The sequence below is a fragment of the Halomonas sp. M4R1S46 genome (assembly GCF_025725685.1).
GTDB lineage: Bacteria > Pseudomonadota > Gammaproteobacteria > Pseudomonadales > Halomonadaceae > Halomonas.
This window is the reverse complement of record NZ_CP107008.1, coordinates 1,075,868-1,091,223: the sequence shown is the minus strand read 5'-3', so window position 1 is coordinate 1,091,223 and position 15,356 is coordinate 1,075,868. Positions and strand designations below refer to the sequence as shown.

Below are 15,356 nucleotides of genomic sequence, written 5' to 3'. Positions count from 1 at the left end.
GAAGCGCCGCTTTTATACTGTATATAAACACACGTACCGAGCGACGCCGCCATGACCCTTCGTCATCCCTCGCTGCCGCACAAGGGGCGCGGCGCCACCTTCGACCCGCCCAATCGATTCGCGCCGTCTCACAGCGAGGCGATCGACGACGGCTGGTGGCAGGAGGCCGTGCCCGAACGCCTGGCCACCGAGGTGGTGGAGGAACGCGCGCGCAGCGCCCTGGCGTGGAACACCTCGCCGGACCTGCCCTTCGACCGTTCGCTGAATCCGTACCGGGGCTGCGAACACGGCTGCATCTACTGTTACGCCCGGCCGAGCCACGCCTACTGGGATCTCTCCCCCGGGCTGGACTTCGAGACCCGCCTGATCGCCCGCACCGGCCTGGTCGAACGGCTCGAGGAGGAACTGGCCCGGCCGGGCTACGTCTGCCGGTCGATCAACCTCGCCGGCAACACCGATGCCTACCAGCCGCTGGAGGCCGAGCGTGGTACCACCCGCCGGGTGCTGGCCTTCCTGCTGGAGTGCCGCCACCCGGTCACCCTGGTCACCAAGAGCGCGCTGATCCTGCGTGACCTCGATCTGTTGTCGGCGCTCGCCGAGCGCCGGCTGGTGCGGGTGATGGTCAGCCTGACCAGCCTCGATCGCGACCTCAAACGCGCCCTGGAGCCGCGGGCGGCGGCGCCCGAGGCGCGCCTCAAGGTCATCTCGCGGCTGGCCGGCGCCGGCGTGCCGGTGGGGACCCTGGTCGCCCCGGTGATTCCGGGGCTCACCGACCATGAGCTGGAGCGGCTGATGACGGCCGCCCGGGAGGCCGGCGCCGTCAGCGCCGGCTGGATGCTGCTGCGCCTGCCCCGGGAGGTCGCCCCGCTGTTCGAGGCCTGGCTGGCCGAGCATTATCCCGAGCGGGCGACCAAGGTGATGAGCCTGATCCGCCAGTGCCGGGGCGGACAGGCCTACGACGGACGCTTCGGGCACCGCCTGCGCGGCCAGGGCGTGTTCGCCGAGTTGCTCGAGCAGCGCTTTCGCAAGACCTACCGTCGGCTCGGCTTCCCCGGCGATGTGCCACTGGATACCACGGCCTTCCGGCCGCCGCGGCGGCAGGCGGATCTCTTCGACTAGGCCGGCGCCGTCAGGGCACCAGCACCGCGGCGCCGGAGAAGCGGCCGGCGCGCAGGTCGTCCAGCGCCCGGCTGGCCTCCTCCAGCGGATAGGCACGCGTCTCGGTACGAATCGGCACCTGCGGGGCCAGGGCGAGGAACTCCTCGCCGTCACGCCGGGTGAGGTTGGCCACCGAGGTCAGGTGGCGTTCCTTCCACAGCAGGCGGTAGGGAAAGGACGGGATATCGGACATGTGGATGCCGCCGGAGACCACCCTGCCCCCGGGACGCACCTGGGCCAGGGCGGCGGGCACGAGATCGCCCACCGGCGCGAACAGCAGGGCGGCATCCAGCGGTGCCGGCGGCGCCTCGTCGCTGCCCCCGGCCCAGGCCGCGCCGAGGCGCCGGGCGAAGGCCTGGGCCTCGCTGTCGCCGGGCCGGGTGAAGGCATAGACGGTCTGGCCGCGGGCCCGGGCGAGCTGGACGAGGATATGGGCCGCAGCGCCGAAGCCGTAGATGCCCAGCCGTCGCGGCGTGTCGCCGCCAGCGAGTCGCCAGGTGCGATAGCCGATCAGCCCGGCACATAGCAGGGGCGCGGCGGCCTGGGCCTCCTCGGCCGGCAGGGGGAAGCAGTAGCGGGCGTCGGCGACGCAGTACTCGGCATAGCCGCCGTCCCGGGTGTAGCCCGTGAACTCGGCCCGCTCGCAGAGGTTCTCGCGCCCGGCCCGGCAGGCATCGCATTCGCCGCAGGTCCAGCCCAGCCAGGGCACGCCGACCCGCTCGCCGGCCACCAGCCTCGAGACGCCGTCGCCCAGGGCGTCGACCTCGCCGACGATCTCGTGACCGGGAATCAACGGCAAGCGGGGCCGGTCGAGCTCGCCGTCCACCACGTGGAGGTCGGTACGGCAGACGCCGCAGGCCAGCACCCGGACCCGCACCTCGCCGGGGCCCGGCTCGGGGATAGGAATATGCTCGAAACGTAGCGGCTGGTTCGGGGCGTGCAGTCGCATGGCACGCATCTCGCTCATGGGACGCTCTTCCTCTGGAGGATCACGTCCCGAGCATAGCGCACTCTCTCACCCCTCGACCGCCACCTCATAGCCGGTAAACTTGCGCAGGTTGATCACGCCGCTGTCGAGGATCAGGTACTGGCCCTTGATGCCCAGCAGGGTGCCGGCCACCTCGGGCTGCTTGTCGAAGTTGTGGGAGACCACCTTGCGGGGGTACTCGAGCACCGGGTATTCGAAGGTGCGCGGACTGGCGTCGAGCGGGCGGATGGCATCATCGCCGAAGCGCTCGCGCAGGTTGGCGAGGCCACCGGCCAGGGCGTCGAGCAGGCGGTCGCGCTCGGCGGCCAGGTCCAGCGCCTCGGCCTCGCCCTTGAGCATGGCCCGCCAGTTGGTGCGATCCGAGACCTGCTCCTTGAACAGCACCTCGACGAAGCCTGACTGCTGGCGGGAGTCCACCTCGAGGATGGGCAGCGCCTGCACCGCACCCTGGTCGAGCCAGCGGGTCGGCACCTGGGTACCGCGGGTGATGCCGACCTTCAGCCCCGAGGCATTGGCCAGGTAGACCACATGGGGCTGGAAGCAGTGCCGCTCCCCCCAGTCGGGCTCGCGACAGGTGCCCTGGTAGAAGTGGCAGAGTTCCGGCTTCATGATGCAGGTATCGCACTGGGCCAGCTTCTTGAAACAGGGATAGCAGTGCCCCTGGCCGAAGCTCTTGCGGGTCGCCCGGCCACAGTGGGTACAGGCGATGGCGCCGGTCCAGGTCAGGCGCAGGGGCTGACCGAGGCGGGCATTGAGGTCCAGGCGGGCCTCGCCGGCTCGCAGGGTGTAACGGGCCGGCGAGCCCGGCGCCACGGCCATCTTGGTCAGGCAGCCCTGCAGCGTGGTCGCCTCAATCACGGCTGGCATCCCGGGCCAGGCCGGCCAGCGCCGGCGAGACGTTGGCGCCGCGGCTGTCCGCGCCGCAGGTGCGGCGTTCGAGATAGCCGATCCGGGCCGGCTCGGGCACGCCGTTCTCCACCTCGTAGCGCATCACCGCCTCGAGGCACAGCTCGGTCTGCTCGGCCGTCAGGAAGCGGCCGTCCGGCCACTTGCGCAGCGACACCGCCTGCTTGAGGCGCTCGTAGATGGCGGGGGTCATCTGCTGGATCATGCGCTCGAAGGTCATATCGCTCATGGCGGACTCCGGGGATTCGGGCTCAACGGGGGGAACGGACACGGCGGGAATGATACCAGCCCAGGACGAGCCCCACGACCAGCCCCCCCACATGGGCCTCGTTGGCCACGTTGCCGAAGCCGACCACGGCGGCCACGTCTGTCATGGTGAAGACCATCCAGCCGAGCATGAACACCACCAGCATCTGCGGCACGAAGAAGCCGTCGGCGGGACGGCGGCGCGACATCAACCAGACATAGCCGAGCAGCGCGAAGTCGACGCCGGACATGCCGCCGAACAGCACGGTGCCGGTGGCGTACTGGGCCAGGTTGCCGCCGATGCCGGCCGCCAGCAGCAGGGTGAGCATGCGCCCGCGGCCATGCAGCGCCTCCACCTGGCGACCGAAGAACCACAGCCATAGCATGTTGAAGATCAGGTGCATCCAGCCGAAGTGCAGGAAGGCCGGTGACAGCAGCCGCCAGACCTGGCCCGAGGCCAGGGTCTCCGCCAGGCTGCCGAAGGCCAGCTGGCCCTTGACCACGCCCACGGGCACGATGGTCAGGGCGGCGATCACCAGGTCCCCGAGCACGCCCATCACGGCGAACACGGCGAGGCACAGCGCCAGGGCCGTGGCGGTCACCGGCGCCTGGCGAAAGGGGATCCGCCACGCCGGCAGGGACCGGCGGGTCCCATCCCGCGCCTCGGGCATCAGGGACTCGCCGCGCTGCCAGCGCTCCACCAGGCGCTGCATGGCCGCCTGCTGGGCGGGGTCGATCAGCCATAGCACCTGGCCCTCGGCCTCCTCGGTGAACAGGTGGCCGATGCGGTGGGCCCAGAGGGCCTGGCGCAGGTCATGGATATCGACGTCATGGGGCAGCAGGATCACCCGGTACATGGTCTCTCCAGCGGTGGACGAAGCGGCTGCGCCGGGCACAAAGAAAAAGTCCGGCGGAGGGGGCCGCCGGACAGAGCAAGGGATCATTCAAGGGAACACCTACTCAGATACGGACGACGGCGGGAAGTTCTGGCCCTGGCGCGATATTTTCGTAAAGAAATGTATCAATCGAAATCGATCTCCCAGGGCTGGGGGCGGGCCTGCTCCTCCCGCGGCACGCGGATCCACACGAAGTGGTTGGCGTCGAGGCGCGACTCGCCGCTCCAGCGATAGGCCACCAGGCGGCCGAACTTCACCGCACTGTAGTCCAGGCAGGCGATATTGGGCGCCGGCAGGGCCGGGATGCCCTCGCACCAGTAGTGGCCGATGAACAGCGGCGGCTCGTCCGGCCCGTAGAAGCTCAGCCGGGCGCGCTCGGCCTCGGTCAGCTCGCGCCTTTCCAGCTCCCCGGGCAGGTTGTCCGGCTGGAACACCACATCCCCCCAGGTCCGGGGGGTGCGCGCCCAGAAATGCGCCCGGAAGCTGCGCCGCGTGAAGCCGTCGCCGGACTGGATCTGGATGCCCTCGGGCAGCGGGATATGGCTGCCCCGCGTCAGCCGGTCGAGGATGCGGAACGCCCGGGTGCCCGGCTGCACGGCGGCGGTCAGGAAGTCGATGTCGATCCGGGCATCGGGGCGCTCGCGGCGCAACTCGTCGATCAGCGCCTGATCCCAGCAGGCATGCACCACCCGCAACCCGTCATGCTCCAGGCACAGTGGGATGTCCATGAACCAGTCCAGGGCGTCCTCCCACTCCTGGGGATGGTCGCGGTACTGATCGAGGGTCTCCTGGATGATGCGATTGTGGCGCGGCGTATGCTCGCGCAGCCATTCCCGGCCGAGGTCCGGCGGAGCCCGGTGGCTGTAGGCCAGGGCATTGACCTCGTGGTTGCCCATGACGATCAGCGCCTCGCCCTCCTCCACCATGCGCCGGGCGATGGTGACCGCCAGTCGGATCCGCGGCCCGCGGTCGATCAGGTCACCGAGGAAGATCACCTTGCGCCGGGGGTGGCGATAGACGCCGCCACGCTGGTGATAGCCAAGGCGCTCGAGCAGCGACGCCAGGGTCGCGCCACAGCCGTGGACGTCGCCGATCAGATCATAGCCTTCGGGGGCGGCTTTGCTCACCTCAGTCTCCCAGGCGGTTGCTCCAGCCCAGCTTGCTGCGCAGGACCTCGTAGAAATTGTGCCCCAGCGGATGCACCAGTTGCACGCGCTGGGGCTTGCGACGGATGACCAGCACATCGTCGGGCTTGGCCACGGCCCGGGTCTGGCCGTCGCAGCTGATATGGGGGTAGGTCTGGTTGGTCTCGCCGATATGGATACGGATCTCGCTGGCCGCATCGATGGCGATGGGCCGGCTCGAAAGGGTATGCGGGAACATCGGCACCAGGGTGATCACCTCGAGCCTGGGGTGCATGATCGGCCCGCCGCCGGAGAGCGCATAGGCCGTGGAGCCGGTCGGCGTGGCGATGATCAGGCCGTCGCTGCGCTGGCTGTGGACGAACTGGCCGTCGATGAACAGCTCGAACTCGATCATGCGCACGGCCTTGCCCGGGTGCAGCACCACCTCGTTGAGGGCGTCGCCGTTGCCCACCAGGGTATCGTCCCGGTAGAGTTCGGCGTCGAGCAGGAACCGTTCCTCGAGTTCGAAGCGCCCCTTGAGCACCTCCCCGACCCGTTCCTCGAGCTCGTCGGGGGAAATGTCGGTGAGAAACCCCAGTCGTCCGCGATTCACCCCAAGCACCAGGGTGCCGCTGTGGCAGAGGGTGCGGGCGGCGCCCAGCAGGCTGCCATCGCCGCCGACCACGATCACCAGGTCACATAGCTCGCCGATCAGGCGTCGACTGGCCTCGGGATGGCCATGGCCCAGCAGCACGGTGGCCGTGCGGTCCTCGATGATCACGTGGTAGCCGGCGCCATCGAGGAAGCGGCAGAGCCGCTTGAGGGTCTCGACCACCTTGGCACTGCCCAGGCGGCCGATCAGGCCGATGTTCTTGAAGGGTTGCATGTGCGGGTCCTTCGCTTCACGACGGCTCATTATGGCGATACGCCGTGAGCCGGGCAAACCGCCCTCAGGCGGCCAGCGGCGCCCGGCGCCGTTGCCACCACTCGTTGAGCGCCAGTGACCCGAGGATGATCGCCCCGCCCAGGGCCAGGCGCGGCAGGTCGGCGTCGCGGTTCCAGATCAGCAGGTTGACCAGCAGGCCGGCCGGCACCAGGGCATTGTTCATGATGGCCAGCGCACCGGCATCGACCCGGGTCGCGCCCAGGTTCCACAGGAAGTAGCCGAGGCCCGAGGCCACCAGGCCGAGCCAGGCCAGCACTCCCCACTGCACGCCGCCGGTGGGCAGGGCCGCGGCGTTGCCCAGCAGCAGGAAGGCCGGGGCGGCCACCGCCAGGGCGCCGAGATAGAACCAGCCGAAGATCGCGAGCCGCGGCAGCGCTGCGGGCAGGCCGGCGGAGAGGCGCCGGTAGCCGACCTGGCCCAGGGCGAAGCACAGGTTCGCCCCCTGCACCACCAGGAAACCCAGCCAGTAGCCGTCGTCGAGCCCGCGGTAGCGGATCACCGCGGCCCCGAGCACCGCCAGCGCGGCGGTGACGAGGTGGAAGGGGGTGAAGCGCCGGAACAGGGCGTCGTCGAGCAGGGTGATATAGAGGGGCGTCAGGATGGTGAAGAGCAGCACCTCCGGCACCGACAGCAGCAGGAAGGACTGGTAGAAGAAGATGTACATCAGGCCGAGCTGCACGGCGCCCAGCCCCAGCAGTGCCAGCCGCTGGCGCCCCCGCAGCAGCGCCGGCCGCAGGAAGGGCAGGAAGACCAGCGCCGCCAGGGCGATGCGGGTCATCACGGCGAAGTAGCTGTCTACCTGGCCGGCCAGGTAGACGCCGATCAGCGAGAACGAGAAGGCCCAGAGGACGGTGATGCCGACGAGGTAGCCCAAGGTCAACTCCAGAGAAAATAAGGGGTTGACGGCGATTATACCCGTGACGTTCGCCCTGCCAAGGATCAGGCCCGGCGCAACCAGTGGATCACGTAGACGACGCCGGGCACCCACCCGAGCAGGGTCAGGCCCAGCGCGATGGCCAGGCGACGGGGCCCGCCACCGGCCAGGCCCATGGCCAGCGGCGGCAACAGGACCGCCAGGGCGAGCAGGGCCGCGTAGGGCTCGGGCCGCGCCGGGGCCTCGGCGGACGGTGCGGCCTCGCTCGGCGCTTTGGACTCGGCGGGTGTGATGCGGTCCCGGTCGCCCGCCCGGGGGGTGAAGTGCTCCACGCCGCCCTCGTGCTCCAGGGCTCGGCGGTGGGCCTCCTGGTCGATCTTCTGCTCCAGACTCTCGGCGCCTTCGGCGAGGACATCGTGGTAGCGCTCCCAGTCTTCCCAGTCATGGGGCGTGCCGGCCCGTGGCCGGTGATCGCTGGCCTCGCGGGCACGGGACCAGGCCTTCTCCTCCAGGGTATTGGGGCGCTCCCGGTCGCGCTCTCCGTCCAGCCCCTTGCGGGCCAGGTATTCGCGGGCATCCATGAGGCGTCTCCATCGTTCGGGGATGCGGCATTGTGGCATATTGGAGTGGCCCGTCCGGCGCGGGTTCCTGGCTGTAGCACCGTTGGCAGGCAGGCGAGGGTCATGGAGATGGCAACGCTGCCGGTCGGCTATGCTGAACATGAGACACGTCCGGTCCGGCCCCGCGTCGCGCGCCACCGGGACCACGCGTCACGAGGCGACGGGCAACGGGCGAGTCAGGTACCAGCGTTGGCACAAGGAGAACCGCCATGCCCAGCAAGGCCCCCACCATCGTGCGCGAGATCATGTCCCGCGACTGCTACCGGGTCACCGGCAAGACCTCGGTATCCACCCTGGCCAAAGGCCTGGCGCTGCACCGCCTGCCCGGCGCCCCGGTGGTCGACGAACACGACAGGCTGATCGGGTTCATCTCCGAGCAGGACGTGCTCGGCAAGGTGCTGGAAAGCTCCTATCTCAACGAGGAGCCTCCGCTGGTGCGGGAGCTGATGCGCAACGAAGTGCTCGCCGTCTCCCCCACCAAGAGCATCACCGACCTCGCCCAGGAGATGCTGGGCGCCAAGCCCAAGGTCTACCCGGTCACCGAACAGGGCCACCTGGTCGGCATCGTGACCCGCCGCGATGTGCTCAGCGCCATCCTGCGCATGCGCCATTCCTGATCGCTCGTCCCGTTTTCAACGCTGACCCGCCCCCGGCCCCCGGCCCTCGCCGGGGGCGGTGTCGGTCATGCACGGGAGTCACGCAAAGAAAAGAAAAGCCGCCTCAGCGGGGCTGAGGCGGCAAAGGATCGAATATGCAAGCCAGAACAACAGTGTTAGCGACTGCCATCGCGCTGTTGCCTGCACCTGTTCTGACAGTGTCGGCGGGGAAAGTTCGTCATGCCGAGGAAATTTTTTCACGTTGTACGTCCGATGCCCCGGCACGATCGGGGTTGTAATCATTAACCCACTGGATATACTGGGAAACCTCGCGGGTGTAGCTCAATGGTAGAGCAGAAGCTTCCCAAGCTTAAGACGAGGGTTCGATTCCCTTCACCCGCTCCAGCTCTCCCCTCGCCCTCGGCGTATCCGGCCAGCCCACCGCCCCACTCCCGAGCGCTCCATGGCCCTGTTCCTGACCGTCTTTCTCGTCTGCCTGATCATCTTCGGCGGCATGGTCGCCATCCTGATGCTCTCGCGCACGCCCCGCTACCGCACCGAGCCGGAGCACCTCCTCGAGGTGTTCGACAAGGCCCTGGACAGCCGGGTCGGCGAGACCGAGTGGAACACCATCGTCGGCTACCCGGTGCGCCACGACGACTACCTGGAGGGCATACGGCGACGTGCCCAGCGGCTGATGGACGAACACGGCCGGCACGGCCGGGTCGCCCGCGGCAAGCCGCTGCTGGATGCCGAGGGCCGGGCCGAGCTGGCCGCGCTGCGCGATCACCTGGCGGCCCGCACCCGACTCAGGCGCCGACAAGCCGACCAGTGAGCGATGACGCCGTTTCCGGTAGAATGCGGCGTCACGACCCGCCACTGCATGCCGGAGGCCGATAATGACCAGCGCCATCCGCCAGATCCCCCTCGACACCGCCATCCACCACCATGCCCACGATTTCCACCAGATCGTGATCGGCCTGCGTGGTCAGGCCGAGTTCGAGATCGAGGGGCTGGGTGGCTCCATCTCGGCGCTCTCCGGCTGCATCGTGCCGGCCAACCACATGCACTACTATGCCGGCACCGGCGACAACCGCCAGCTGATCCTCGACCTGCCCCACGACGCCCTGTCGCTCACCGGCCACCACCATGAGCTGGCGCGGCTGTTCGACGCGCCGCGCTTCTTCGCCCTGGACGATCCCCTGGAGCGCTACCTGGACTTCCTGCTCCACGAGCTGCGCCTGATGTCGCAGCAGGGTCCCCTCCCCGTCATCCAGCAGGAGCGACTGGCCTCGACCCTGCTGGGCTCGCTGCATGCCCGGCTGGCCGGGGAGCCGCCCTGCCGGGGACGGAGTCTCGACCTGGCGGCGCTGGACCGGTTCATCGATCACCACCTCGGCGGCCAGCTGCGGGTCGCCGACCTGGCCGCGGAGGCCTGCCTGAGCGAGGCGCACTTCACCGAGCGCTTCCGCGCCCAGACCGGCCTGCCGCCCTGGCAGTACGTGATGCGGCGTCGCCTCGAGGCCTCGCGTCGCCTGCTGCACGAGAGCCACCTGCCGCTCTCCGAGATCGCGGCCCTGACCGGCTTCACCAACCAGAGTGCCCTGTCCCGTGCCTTCCGCCGCGCCTTCGGCCAGCCGCCCAGCCAGGTGCGGCGACGCGGCAGCCAGCGGCTCGCCTCTCCCGCCTCCCGCCACTAGACCAAGGTCGCAGAAAGGTTCCCCCGCAGGGCCAAGATCCGCGAAATCGACAAATCCCTCCGGGAAATCGACAAGCAGAACCTAATGATCGGCCCTAACCTCATAGGATGCCCTCGGTCCGCGGGCGGCCATGCGCCAGCGGCCGGGACTTTACCCTGTGACGACGGGCTTTTAGCGGGGATTTTCATGCTCAACGCCAACAACATGCTGGATGACGCCACCTGGCGTCAGGATCTCGACACCCTCTTCGCACGGATCAGCGATCACTATGCCATCGACGAGAACGCCTTCGTCGAGGAACTGATCAAGAGCCTCGATGCCGATCGGCAGGACTTCACGCGGATCGCCGACAAGACCGCCGAGCTGGTACGCGAGATCCGCGAGATGGACACGGCGGTGGACACCATCGACGAGCTCCTCCAGCAGTACAGCCTGGATACCCATGAGGGCCTGATGCTGATGTGCCTGGCCGAGGCCATGCTGCGCATCCCCGACAAGGCCACCGCCGACGCCCTGATCGAGGACAAGCTGGGCCCGGCCGACTGGCAGGCCCACGTCGGCCGGAGCGAGTCCTGGATGGTCAACGCCTCCACCTGGGGCCTGCTGATGACCGGCCGCGTGGTGACCCTCGACAAGCCCCGGGAGGGCAGGCCCTCGAGCTTCATCAACAAGATGGTCAATCGCATGGGCGAGCCGGTGATCCGCCGCGCCATGGTCGAGGCCATGAAGGTCATGGGCAAGCAGTTCGTGCTGGGCCGTGACATCGACGAGGCCCTCAAGCGCTCCAGGCCCCTGTTCGACAAGGGCTACACCTATTCCTACGACATGCTCGGCGAGGCGGCGCGCACCCGCACCGACGCCCAGCGCTATTTCGACGCCTATGCTCGCGCCATCGAGCGGGTCGGCAAGACCAGCCGCTCGCTGTCCGACAGGACGCCCGCCCCGTCGATCTCCATCAAGCTCTCCGCGCTGCACCCGCGCTACGAGTTCGGCCGCCGCGAGCAAGTCCTCGAGGAGCTGGTCGGCAGTGTGCGCGAGCTGGCCGGCCTGGCGCGCCGGCTGGGCGTCGCGGTGACCATCGACGCCGAGGAGGTCGACCGCCTGGAGCTGTCGCTGGAGGTGTTCCGCGCCGTCTACGAGAGCGACACCTGCCGCGGCTGGGGCCAGTTCGGCCTGGTGGTCCAGGCCTATGCCAAGCGTGCCCTGCCGGTGCTGCACTACCTCAACCGCCTGGCCGAGCGCCAGGGCGACGTGATCCCGATGCGCCTGGTCAAGGGGGCCTACTGGGATACCGAGATCAAGGAGTCGCAGCAGCTCGGCGTCGACGGCTATCCGGTGTATACCCGCAAGGCCTCCACCGACGTGGCCTACCTGGTCTGCGCGCGCTTTCTGCTGTCCGAGGCCACCCGCGGACGGATCTTCCCGCAGTTCGCCACCCACAACGCCCACACCATCAGCACCATCCTGGAGCAGGCCAACGCGGTCCAGCGCCCGTTCGAGTTCCAGCGCCTGCACGGCATGGGCGAAGCCCTCTATGACGCGGCCCTGAAGCGCGCCCCCGAGGGCACCTACTGCCGCATCTATGCCCCGGTTGGCGCCCACAAGGACCTGCTGCCCTACCTGGTCCGCCGGCTGCTGGAGAACGGCGCCAACTCCTCCTTCGTCCACCAGCTGGTGGATCCCAAGGTGCCGGTGGAATCGCTTTGCGTGCATCCGGTGGAGACGCTGCGCCAGTACGCGACCCTGGCCAACAACCGGATCCCCCTGCCGCGGGACATCTTCGGGCCGAAGCGCAAGAACTCCCGGGGCGTGAACCTGAACATCCGCAGCCAGTACCAGCCGCTGATGGACGCCATGGCCCAGCACATGGGCAAGCGGTACGAGGCCCGGCCGCTACTGGCCTTCGACGTGGCCACCGACCCGGCCCTGATCCACGACGTCACCAGCCCCTACGACCGGCGCCAGTCGGTCGGCACGGTGCGGTGGACCAGCAAGGAGCAGGCCGAGAAGGCCGTGGACGCCGCCTGGGCGGCCTTCCCGCGCTGGGATGCCACCCCCGTGGTCGAGCGCGCCGCCATCCTGCGCCGCTTCGGCGACCTGATGGAAGAGCACATGGCGGAACTGATGACACTGTGCTCCCGCGAGGGCGGCAAGCTGCTCACCGACGGCGTCGACGAGATCAAGGAGGCGGTGGACTTCTGCCGCTACTACGCGATGCGCGCCGAGGAGCTGTTCGCCGAGTCGACCCGCCTGCCCGGGCCCACCGGCGAGTCCAACGAGCTGATGCTGGGCGGCAAGGGCGTGTTTGCCGCGATCAGCCCCTGGAACTTCCCGGTGGCGATCTTCTGCGGCCAGATGGTGGCCACCGCGGTGGCCGGCAACACCGTGTTGGCCAAGCCGGCCGAGCAGACCTCGATCGTCGCGCACCGCGTCGTCGAGCTGCTCCATGAGGCCGGCATGCCGCGGGACGTGGTCCAGCTGCTGCCCGGCGACGGCCCCACCGTGGGCAGCGTGCTGACCAGCGACCCGCGCATCACCGGCGTGGTCTTCACCGGGGGCACCGATACCGCCCAGATCATCAACCGCGCCCTGGCCGGCCGCGAGAATGCGCCCCTGCCGACCCTGGTGGCCGAGACCGGCGGCATGAACGCCATGATCGTCGACTCCACCGCCCTGCCCGAGCAGGTGGTGGCCGACGTCATCCAGTCGGCCTTCCAGAGTGCCGGCCAGCGCTGCTCGGCGCTGCGCGTGCTCTACCTCCAGGACGACGTGGCCGACCGGGTCATCGAGATCCTCGAGGGCGCCATGGCCGAGCTGCACGTCGGCGATCCTCGCGACCTGGGCACCGACGTGGGTCCGGTCATCGACGAGGATGCCCGCAAGAACCTCCAGGCACATATCGACAGGCTCAAGGGCGAGGGCCGCCTGCTGGCCGAGACCAAGCTCGACCCGGCCCATACCGGCAACGGCACCTTCATCGCCCCGACGGCGTTCCAGATCGAGGGCATCGATGCCCTGGAGCGGGAGCAGTTCGGCCCGATCCTGCATATCGTGCGCTACCAGGCCAGCGAGATCGACAAGGTGATCGCATCGATCAACGGCCGCGGCTACGGGCTGACCTTCGGCGTGCACAGCCGCAACGAATCCTTCGCCGATGAAATAGCGAAGAAAGTCCGGGTTGGTAACGTCTACGTGAACCGCAATATCATCGGGGCAGTCGTCGGGGTCCAGCCGTTCGGGGGGCAGGGCCTCTCCGGCACAGGTCCCAAGGCGGGTGGTCCACACTACCTGCTGCGGTTTGCCACGGAAAAGACGGTGACCGTCAACACCGCCGCCCTGGGTGGCAACGCGTCACTGCTCGCGCTGGGAGACGAGTGAGCATCAATCATCAACACAACAACACCGGAGGCCCCTATGGTTAATAACAATACCACCATCAGCTTCAAGCTCTCGCTCGACCTGATGGTGATGCTCGCCATCGGCGTTCTGGCCTGCATGGCGTACTAACAACCTGTCGGAGCTTCGTCCGGACTAATAAACTGGAGATGTTTTCATGGCTATTGGGGTTTGGATCAGTCTTTTTGCTTACTTTGCGCTCATGATCGCCATCGGCTTTTATGCCATGCGCAAATCCACGTCTACGTCTGAAGATTACATGCTGGGTGGCCGGGCCCTCAGTCCACAAGTGGCGGCCCTGTCGGCCGGTGCTTCGGACATGAGCGGCTGGTTGCTGCTGGGTTTGCCCGGGGCAATGTTCGTATCTGGCTTGGGTTCGGCCTGGATCGGTATCGGTCTGCTCGTGGGTGCGTTCTTCAACTGGACTCTGGTCGCACCACGCCTTCGCGAACAGACGGTTCACTATGGTAATGCGATAACCATTCCAGAATTCCTGGCAAACCGGTTCCCGACTCGGGCAATGTCGCTGAGAACGGTATCCGCAATCGTCATCGTGGTCTTTTTCGCGGTTTACACGGCGTCAGGCCTGGTGGCGGGCGGCAAGTTGTTCGAGAGCGCGTTTTCCGGAGTTATCAACATCGGTGGCCTGAGCGACTACGCTGCGGGCGTCGTCATCACACTGGGCGTGGTACTTGCCTATACGGTTGTCGGCGGCTTCCTGGCCGTGAGCATGACGGACTTCGTGCAAGGCTGCATCATGATGCTGGCACTGGTGATCATGCCGGCGGTTGTGCTCTTTGGCGAAGGTGGCGGCGGTTTCGCCCAGGCGTCACAGACCCTGAATGAAGTCGATCCCACGCTACTATCGTGGACGGAGGGACTGACCTTTATCGGCTGGCTGTCTGCGGTGACCTGGGGACTGGGTTATTTCGGGCAGCCGCACATCATCGTACGCTTCATGGCCATCCGGACTCTGAAGGATGTTCCTGTTGCCCGTAACATCGGCATGAGCTGGATGCTCATCTCCCTGATCGGTGCGATCTCTCTGGGGGTGTTCGGCCGGGCCTATGCGGTCCGCAATGGTATGGATGTCCAGGATCCGGAAACGATCTTTATCATCCTGGCGGATCTGCTGTTCCATCCGCTGATCACCGGTTTCCTCTATGCGGCACTGCTGGCTGCGATCATGAGCACCATTTCCAGCCAGCTTCTGGTGTCATCTTCATCACTGACCGAGGACTTCTACCGCCTGTTCCTGCGTAAAGAGGCTACGGAAAAGGAAACCGTCGGCGTAGGCCGGATCAGTGTCGTACTGGTTGGCCTGGTTGCAGCCGTCATTGCGTCTGATCCGGACTCTCAGGTTCTGGGGCTGGTCAGTAACGCCTGGGCAGGCTTTGGTTCGGCGTTCGGCCCGCTCATCATCCTGTCACTGATGTGGTCGCGCACGAACGGCGCTGGCGCCATCGCGGGCATGGTGGTGGGGGCCGCCACCGTCATGATCTGGATTTTACTGGGCTGGAACGGAGAGTTCATGGGAGGACCCGGTGTGTACGAGATCATTCCTGGCTTCATCGCTTCCTTCATTGCCATCCTGGTGGTGAGCAGCGTTACTGCCGATGCTGGCGAATATCAGCAAATCCAGCGCTGAAAGCGCGCGCATGACGCACTCAACGTAGTGAAAGGGCTCCTGCGGGAGCCCTTTTTGATGTTTGCTGATACACGGACAACCGAACCAGTATGGCCCCACCCGAACCAGCGTACTGCCCACGCCAGTCACACTCCGCAGCGTGATCGCCACCCGGCTTGTGCCGTTGGCAACTTGTGAGTCGGCTGGGTACCGTCCAGGTTGGAAGCCCCAAGCAAGCCTGATCATCCGCAGACCGGATCTCGACGAGAAAAGCCGCCT

Annotated in this window: 14 protein-coding genes and 1 tRNA gene; 7 read left to right on the top strand and 8 right to left on the bottom strand. The window is 67.5% G+C overall.

Annotated features, from left to right (window positions below; translation table 11 throughout):
- Positions 1–51: 51 nt before the first annotated feature.
- Positions 52–1,119 carry a PA0069 family radical SAM protein gene (locus tag OCT48_RS05185; protein WP_263591657.1) on the top strand — a complete coding sequence of 356 codons (1,068 nt, stop codon included), beginning with the start codon at positions 52–54 and terminating at the stop codon, positions 1,117–1,119.
- Between the two features lie 10 nt (positions 1,120–1,129).
- Here the strand turns inward: OCT48_RS05185 and OCT48_RS05180 are convergent, their stop codons facing one another.
- From OCT48_RS05180 to OCT48_RS05145, 8 genes are all read right to left on the bottom strand, one after another.
- The gene (locus tag OCT48_RS05180) at positions 1,130–2,125 is read right to left on the bottom strand and encodes a zinc-dependent alcohol dehydrogenase family protein (RefSeq protein WP_263591656.1); all 996 of its coding nucleotides are present in this window, start codon (positions 2,123–2,125) and stop codon (positions 1,130–1,132) included.
- 48 nt (positions 2,126–2,173) lie between these two features.
- The gene (locus OCT48_RS05175; RefSeq protein WP_263591655.1) at positions 2,174–3,013 is read right to left on the bottom strand and encodes a DUF2797 domain-containing protein; all 840 of its coding nucleotides are present in this window, start codon (positions 3,011–3,013) and stop codon (positions 2,174–2,176) included.
- The gene (locus OCT48_RS05170) at positions 2,997–3,281 is read right to left on the bottom strand and encodes a YeaC family protein (protein ID WP_263591654.1); all 285 of its coding nucleotides are present in this window, start codon (positions 3,279–3,281) and stop codon (positions 2,997–2,999) included. Before OCT48_RS05170 ends, OCT48_RS05175 begins: the two co-directional genes overlap by 17 nt.
- A gap of 22 nt (positions 3,282–3,303) precedes the next feature.
- Positions 3,304–4,155, bottom strand: a complete 852-nt coding sequence (locus tag OCT48_RS05165; protein ID WP_263591653.1) for a rhomboid family intramembrane serine protease — start codon at positions 4,153–4,155, stop codon at positions 3,304–3,306.
- Between the two features lie 164 nt (positions 4,156–4,319).
- Positions 4,320–5,321, bottom strand: a complete 1,002-nt coding sequence (locus OCT48_RS05160) for a metallophosphoesterase (RefSeq protein WP_263591652.1) — start codon at positions 5,319–5,321, stop codon at positions 4,320–4,322.
- A 1-nt stretch (position 5,322) separates the two neighbouring features.
- Complete coding sequence (locus OCT48_RS05155) at positions 5,323–6,204, bottom strand: NAD(+) kinase (RefSeq protein ID WP_263591651.1); 882 nt, start codon at positions 6,202–6,204, stop codon at positions 5,323–5,325.
- Positions 6,205–6,268: 64 nt separating this feature from the next.
- Positions 6,269–7,138 (bottom strand): EamA family transporter, encoded by an 870-nt coding sequence (locus OCT48_RS05150; protein ID WP_263591650.1) that lies wholly within the window; start codon positions 7,136–7,138, stop codon positions 6,269–6,271.
- Positions 7,139–7,203: 65 nt separating this feature from the next.
- On the bottom strand, positions 7,204–7,719 hold the full coding sequence (locus OCT48_RS05145) for a YqaE/Pmp3 family membrane protein (RefSeq protein ID WP_263591649.1): 516 nt from the start codon (positions 7,717–7,719) through the stop codon (positions 7,204–7,206).
- Between the two features lie 248 nt (positions 7,720–7,967).
- Between OCT48_RS05145 and OCT48_RS05140 the strand changes: the two genes are divergently transcribed.
- The 6 genes from OCT48_RS05140 to putP all read left to right on the top strand — a co-directional run bounded on the left by OCT48_RS05140 (position 7,968) and on the right by putP (position 15,098).
- Entirely contained in the window at positions 7,968–8,375 is a 408-nt protein-coding gene (locus tag OCT48_RS05140) for a CBS domain-containing protein (protein ID WP_263591648.1), read from the top strand.
- 310 nt (positions 8,376–8,685) lie between these two features.
- A tRNA-Gly gene (locus OCT48_RS05135) sits at positions 8,686–8,759 on the top strand.
- A gap of 58 nt (positions 8,760–8,817) precedes the next feature.
- Positions 8,818–9,189 carry a hypothetical protein gene (locus OCT48_RS05130; RefSeq protein ID WP_263591647.1) on the top strand — a complete coding sequence of 124 codons (372 nt, stop codon included), beginning with the start codon at positions 8,818–8,820 and terminating at the stop codon, positions 9,187–9,189.
- Between the two features lie 64 nt (positions 9,190–9,253).
- Positions 9,254–10,054 (top strand): AraC family transcriptional regulator, encoded by an 801-nt coding sequence (locus OCT48_RS05125; RefSeq protein ID WP_263591646.1) that lies wholly within the window; start codon positions 9,254–9,256, stop codon positions 10,052–10,054.
- Between the two features lie 186 nt (positions 10,055–10,240).
- Positions 10,241–13,432: a bifunctional proline dehydrogenase/L-glutamate gamma-semialdehyde dehydrogenase PutA gene (putA, locus tag OCT48_RS05120; protein WP_263591645.1), complete on the top strand. Its 3,192-nt coding sequence runs from the start codon at positions 10,241–10,243 to the stop codon at positions 13,430–13,432.
- Between the two features lie 175 nt (positions 13,433–13,607).
- Complete coding sequence (gene putP / locus OCT48_RS05115) at positions 13,608–15,098, top strand: sodium/proline symporter PutP (RefSeq protein ID WP_263591644.1); 1,491 nt, start codon at positions 13,608–13,610, stop codon at positions 15,096–15,098.
- Positions 15,099–15,356: the final 258 nt, after the last annotated feature.

Excerpts from the sequence above, each read along its gene's own strand:
- OCT48_RS05145 (WP_263591649.1), bottom strand. The coding sequence starts at position 7,719 with ATGGATGCCCGCGAATACCTGGCCCGCAAGGGGCTGGACGGAGAGCGC.
- OCT48_RS05130 (WP_263591647.1), top strand. The coding sequence starts at position 8,818 with ATGGCCCTGTTCCTGACCGTCTTTCTCGTCTGCCTGATCATCTTCGGC.
- putP (WP_263591644.1), top strand. The coding sequence starts at position 13,608 with ATGGCTATTGGGGTTTGGATCAGTCTTTTTGCTTACTTTGCGCTCATG.
- OCT48_RS05175 (WP_263591655.1), bottom strand. The coding sequence starts at position 3,013 with ATGCCAGCCGTGATTGAGGCGACCACGCTGCAGGGCTGCCTGACCAAG.
- OCT48_RS05165 (WP_263591653.1), bottom strand. The coding sequence starts at position 4,155 with ATGTACCGGGTGATCCTGCTGCCCCATGACGTCGATATCCATGACCTG.
- OCT48_RS05180 (WP_263591656.1), bottom strand. The coding sequence starts at position 2,125 with ATGAGCGAGATGCGTGCCATGCGACTGCACGCCCCGAACCAGCCGCTA.
- putA (WP_263591645.1), top strand. The coding sequence starts at position 10,241 with ATGCTCAACGCCAACAACATGCTGGATGACGCCACCTGGCGTCAGGAT.
- OCT48_RS05155 (WP_263591651.1), bottom strand. The coding sequence starts at position 6,204 with ATGCAACCCTTCAAGAACATCGGCCTGATCGGCCGCCTGGGCAGTGCC.
- OCT48_RS05140 (WP_263591648.1), top strand. The coding sequence starts at position 7,968 with ATGCCCAGCAAGGCCCCCACCATCGTGCGCGAGATCATGTCCCGCGAC.
- OCT48_RS05185 (WP_263591657.1), top strand. The coding sequence starts at position 52 with ATGACCCTTCGTCATCCCTCGCTGCCGCACAAGGGGCGCGGCGCCACC.
- OCT48_RS05125 (WP_263591646.1), top strand. The coding sequence starts at position 9,254 with ATGACCAGCGCCATCCGCCAGATCCCCCTCGACACCGCCATCCACCAC.
- OCT48_RS05170 (WP_263591654.1), bottom strand. The coding sequence starts at position 3,281 with ATGAGCGATATGACCTTCGAGCGCATGATCCAGCAGATGACCCCCGCC.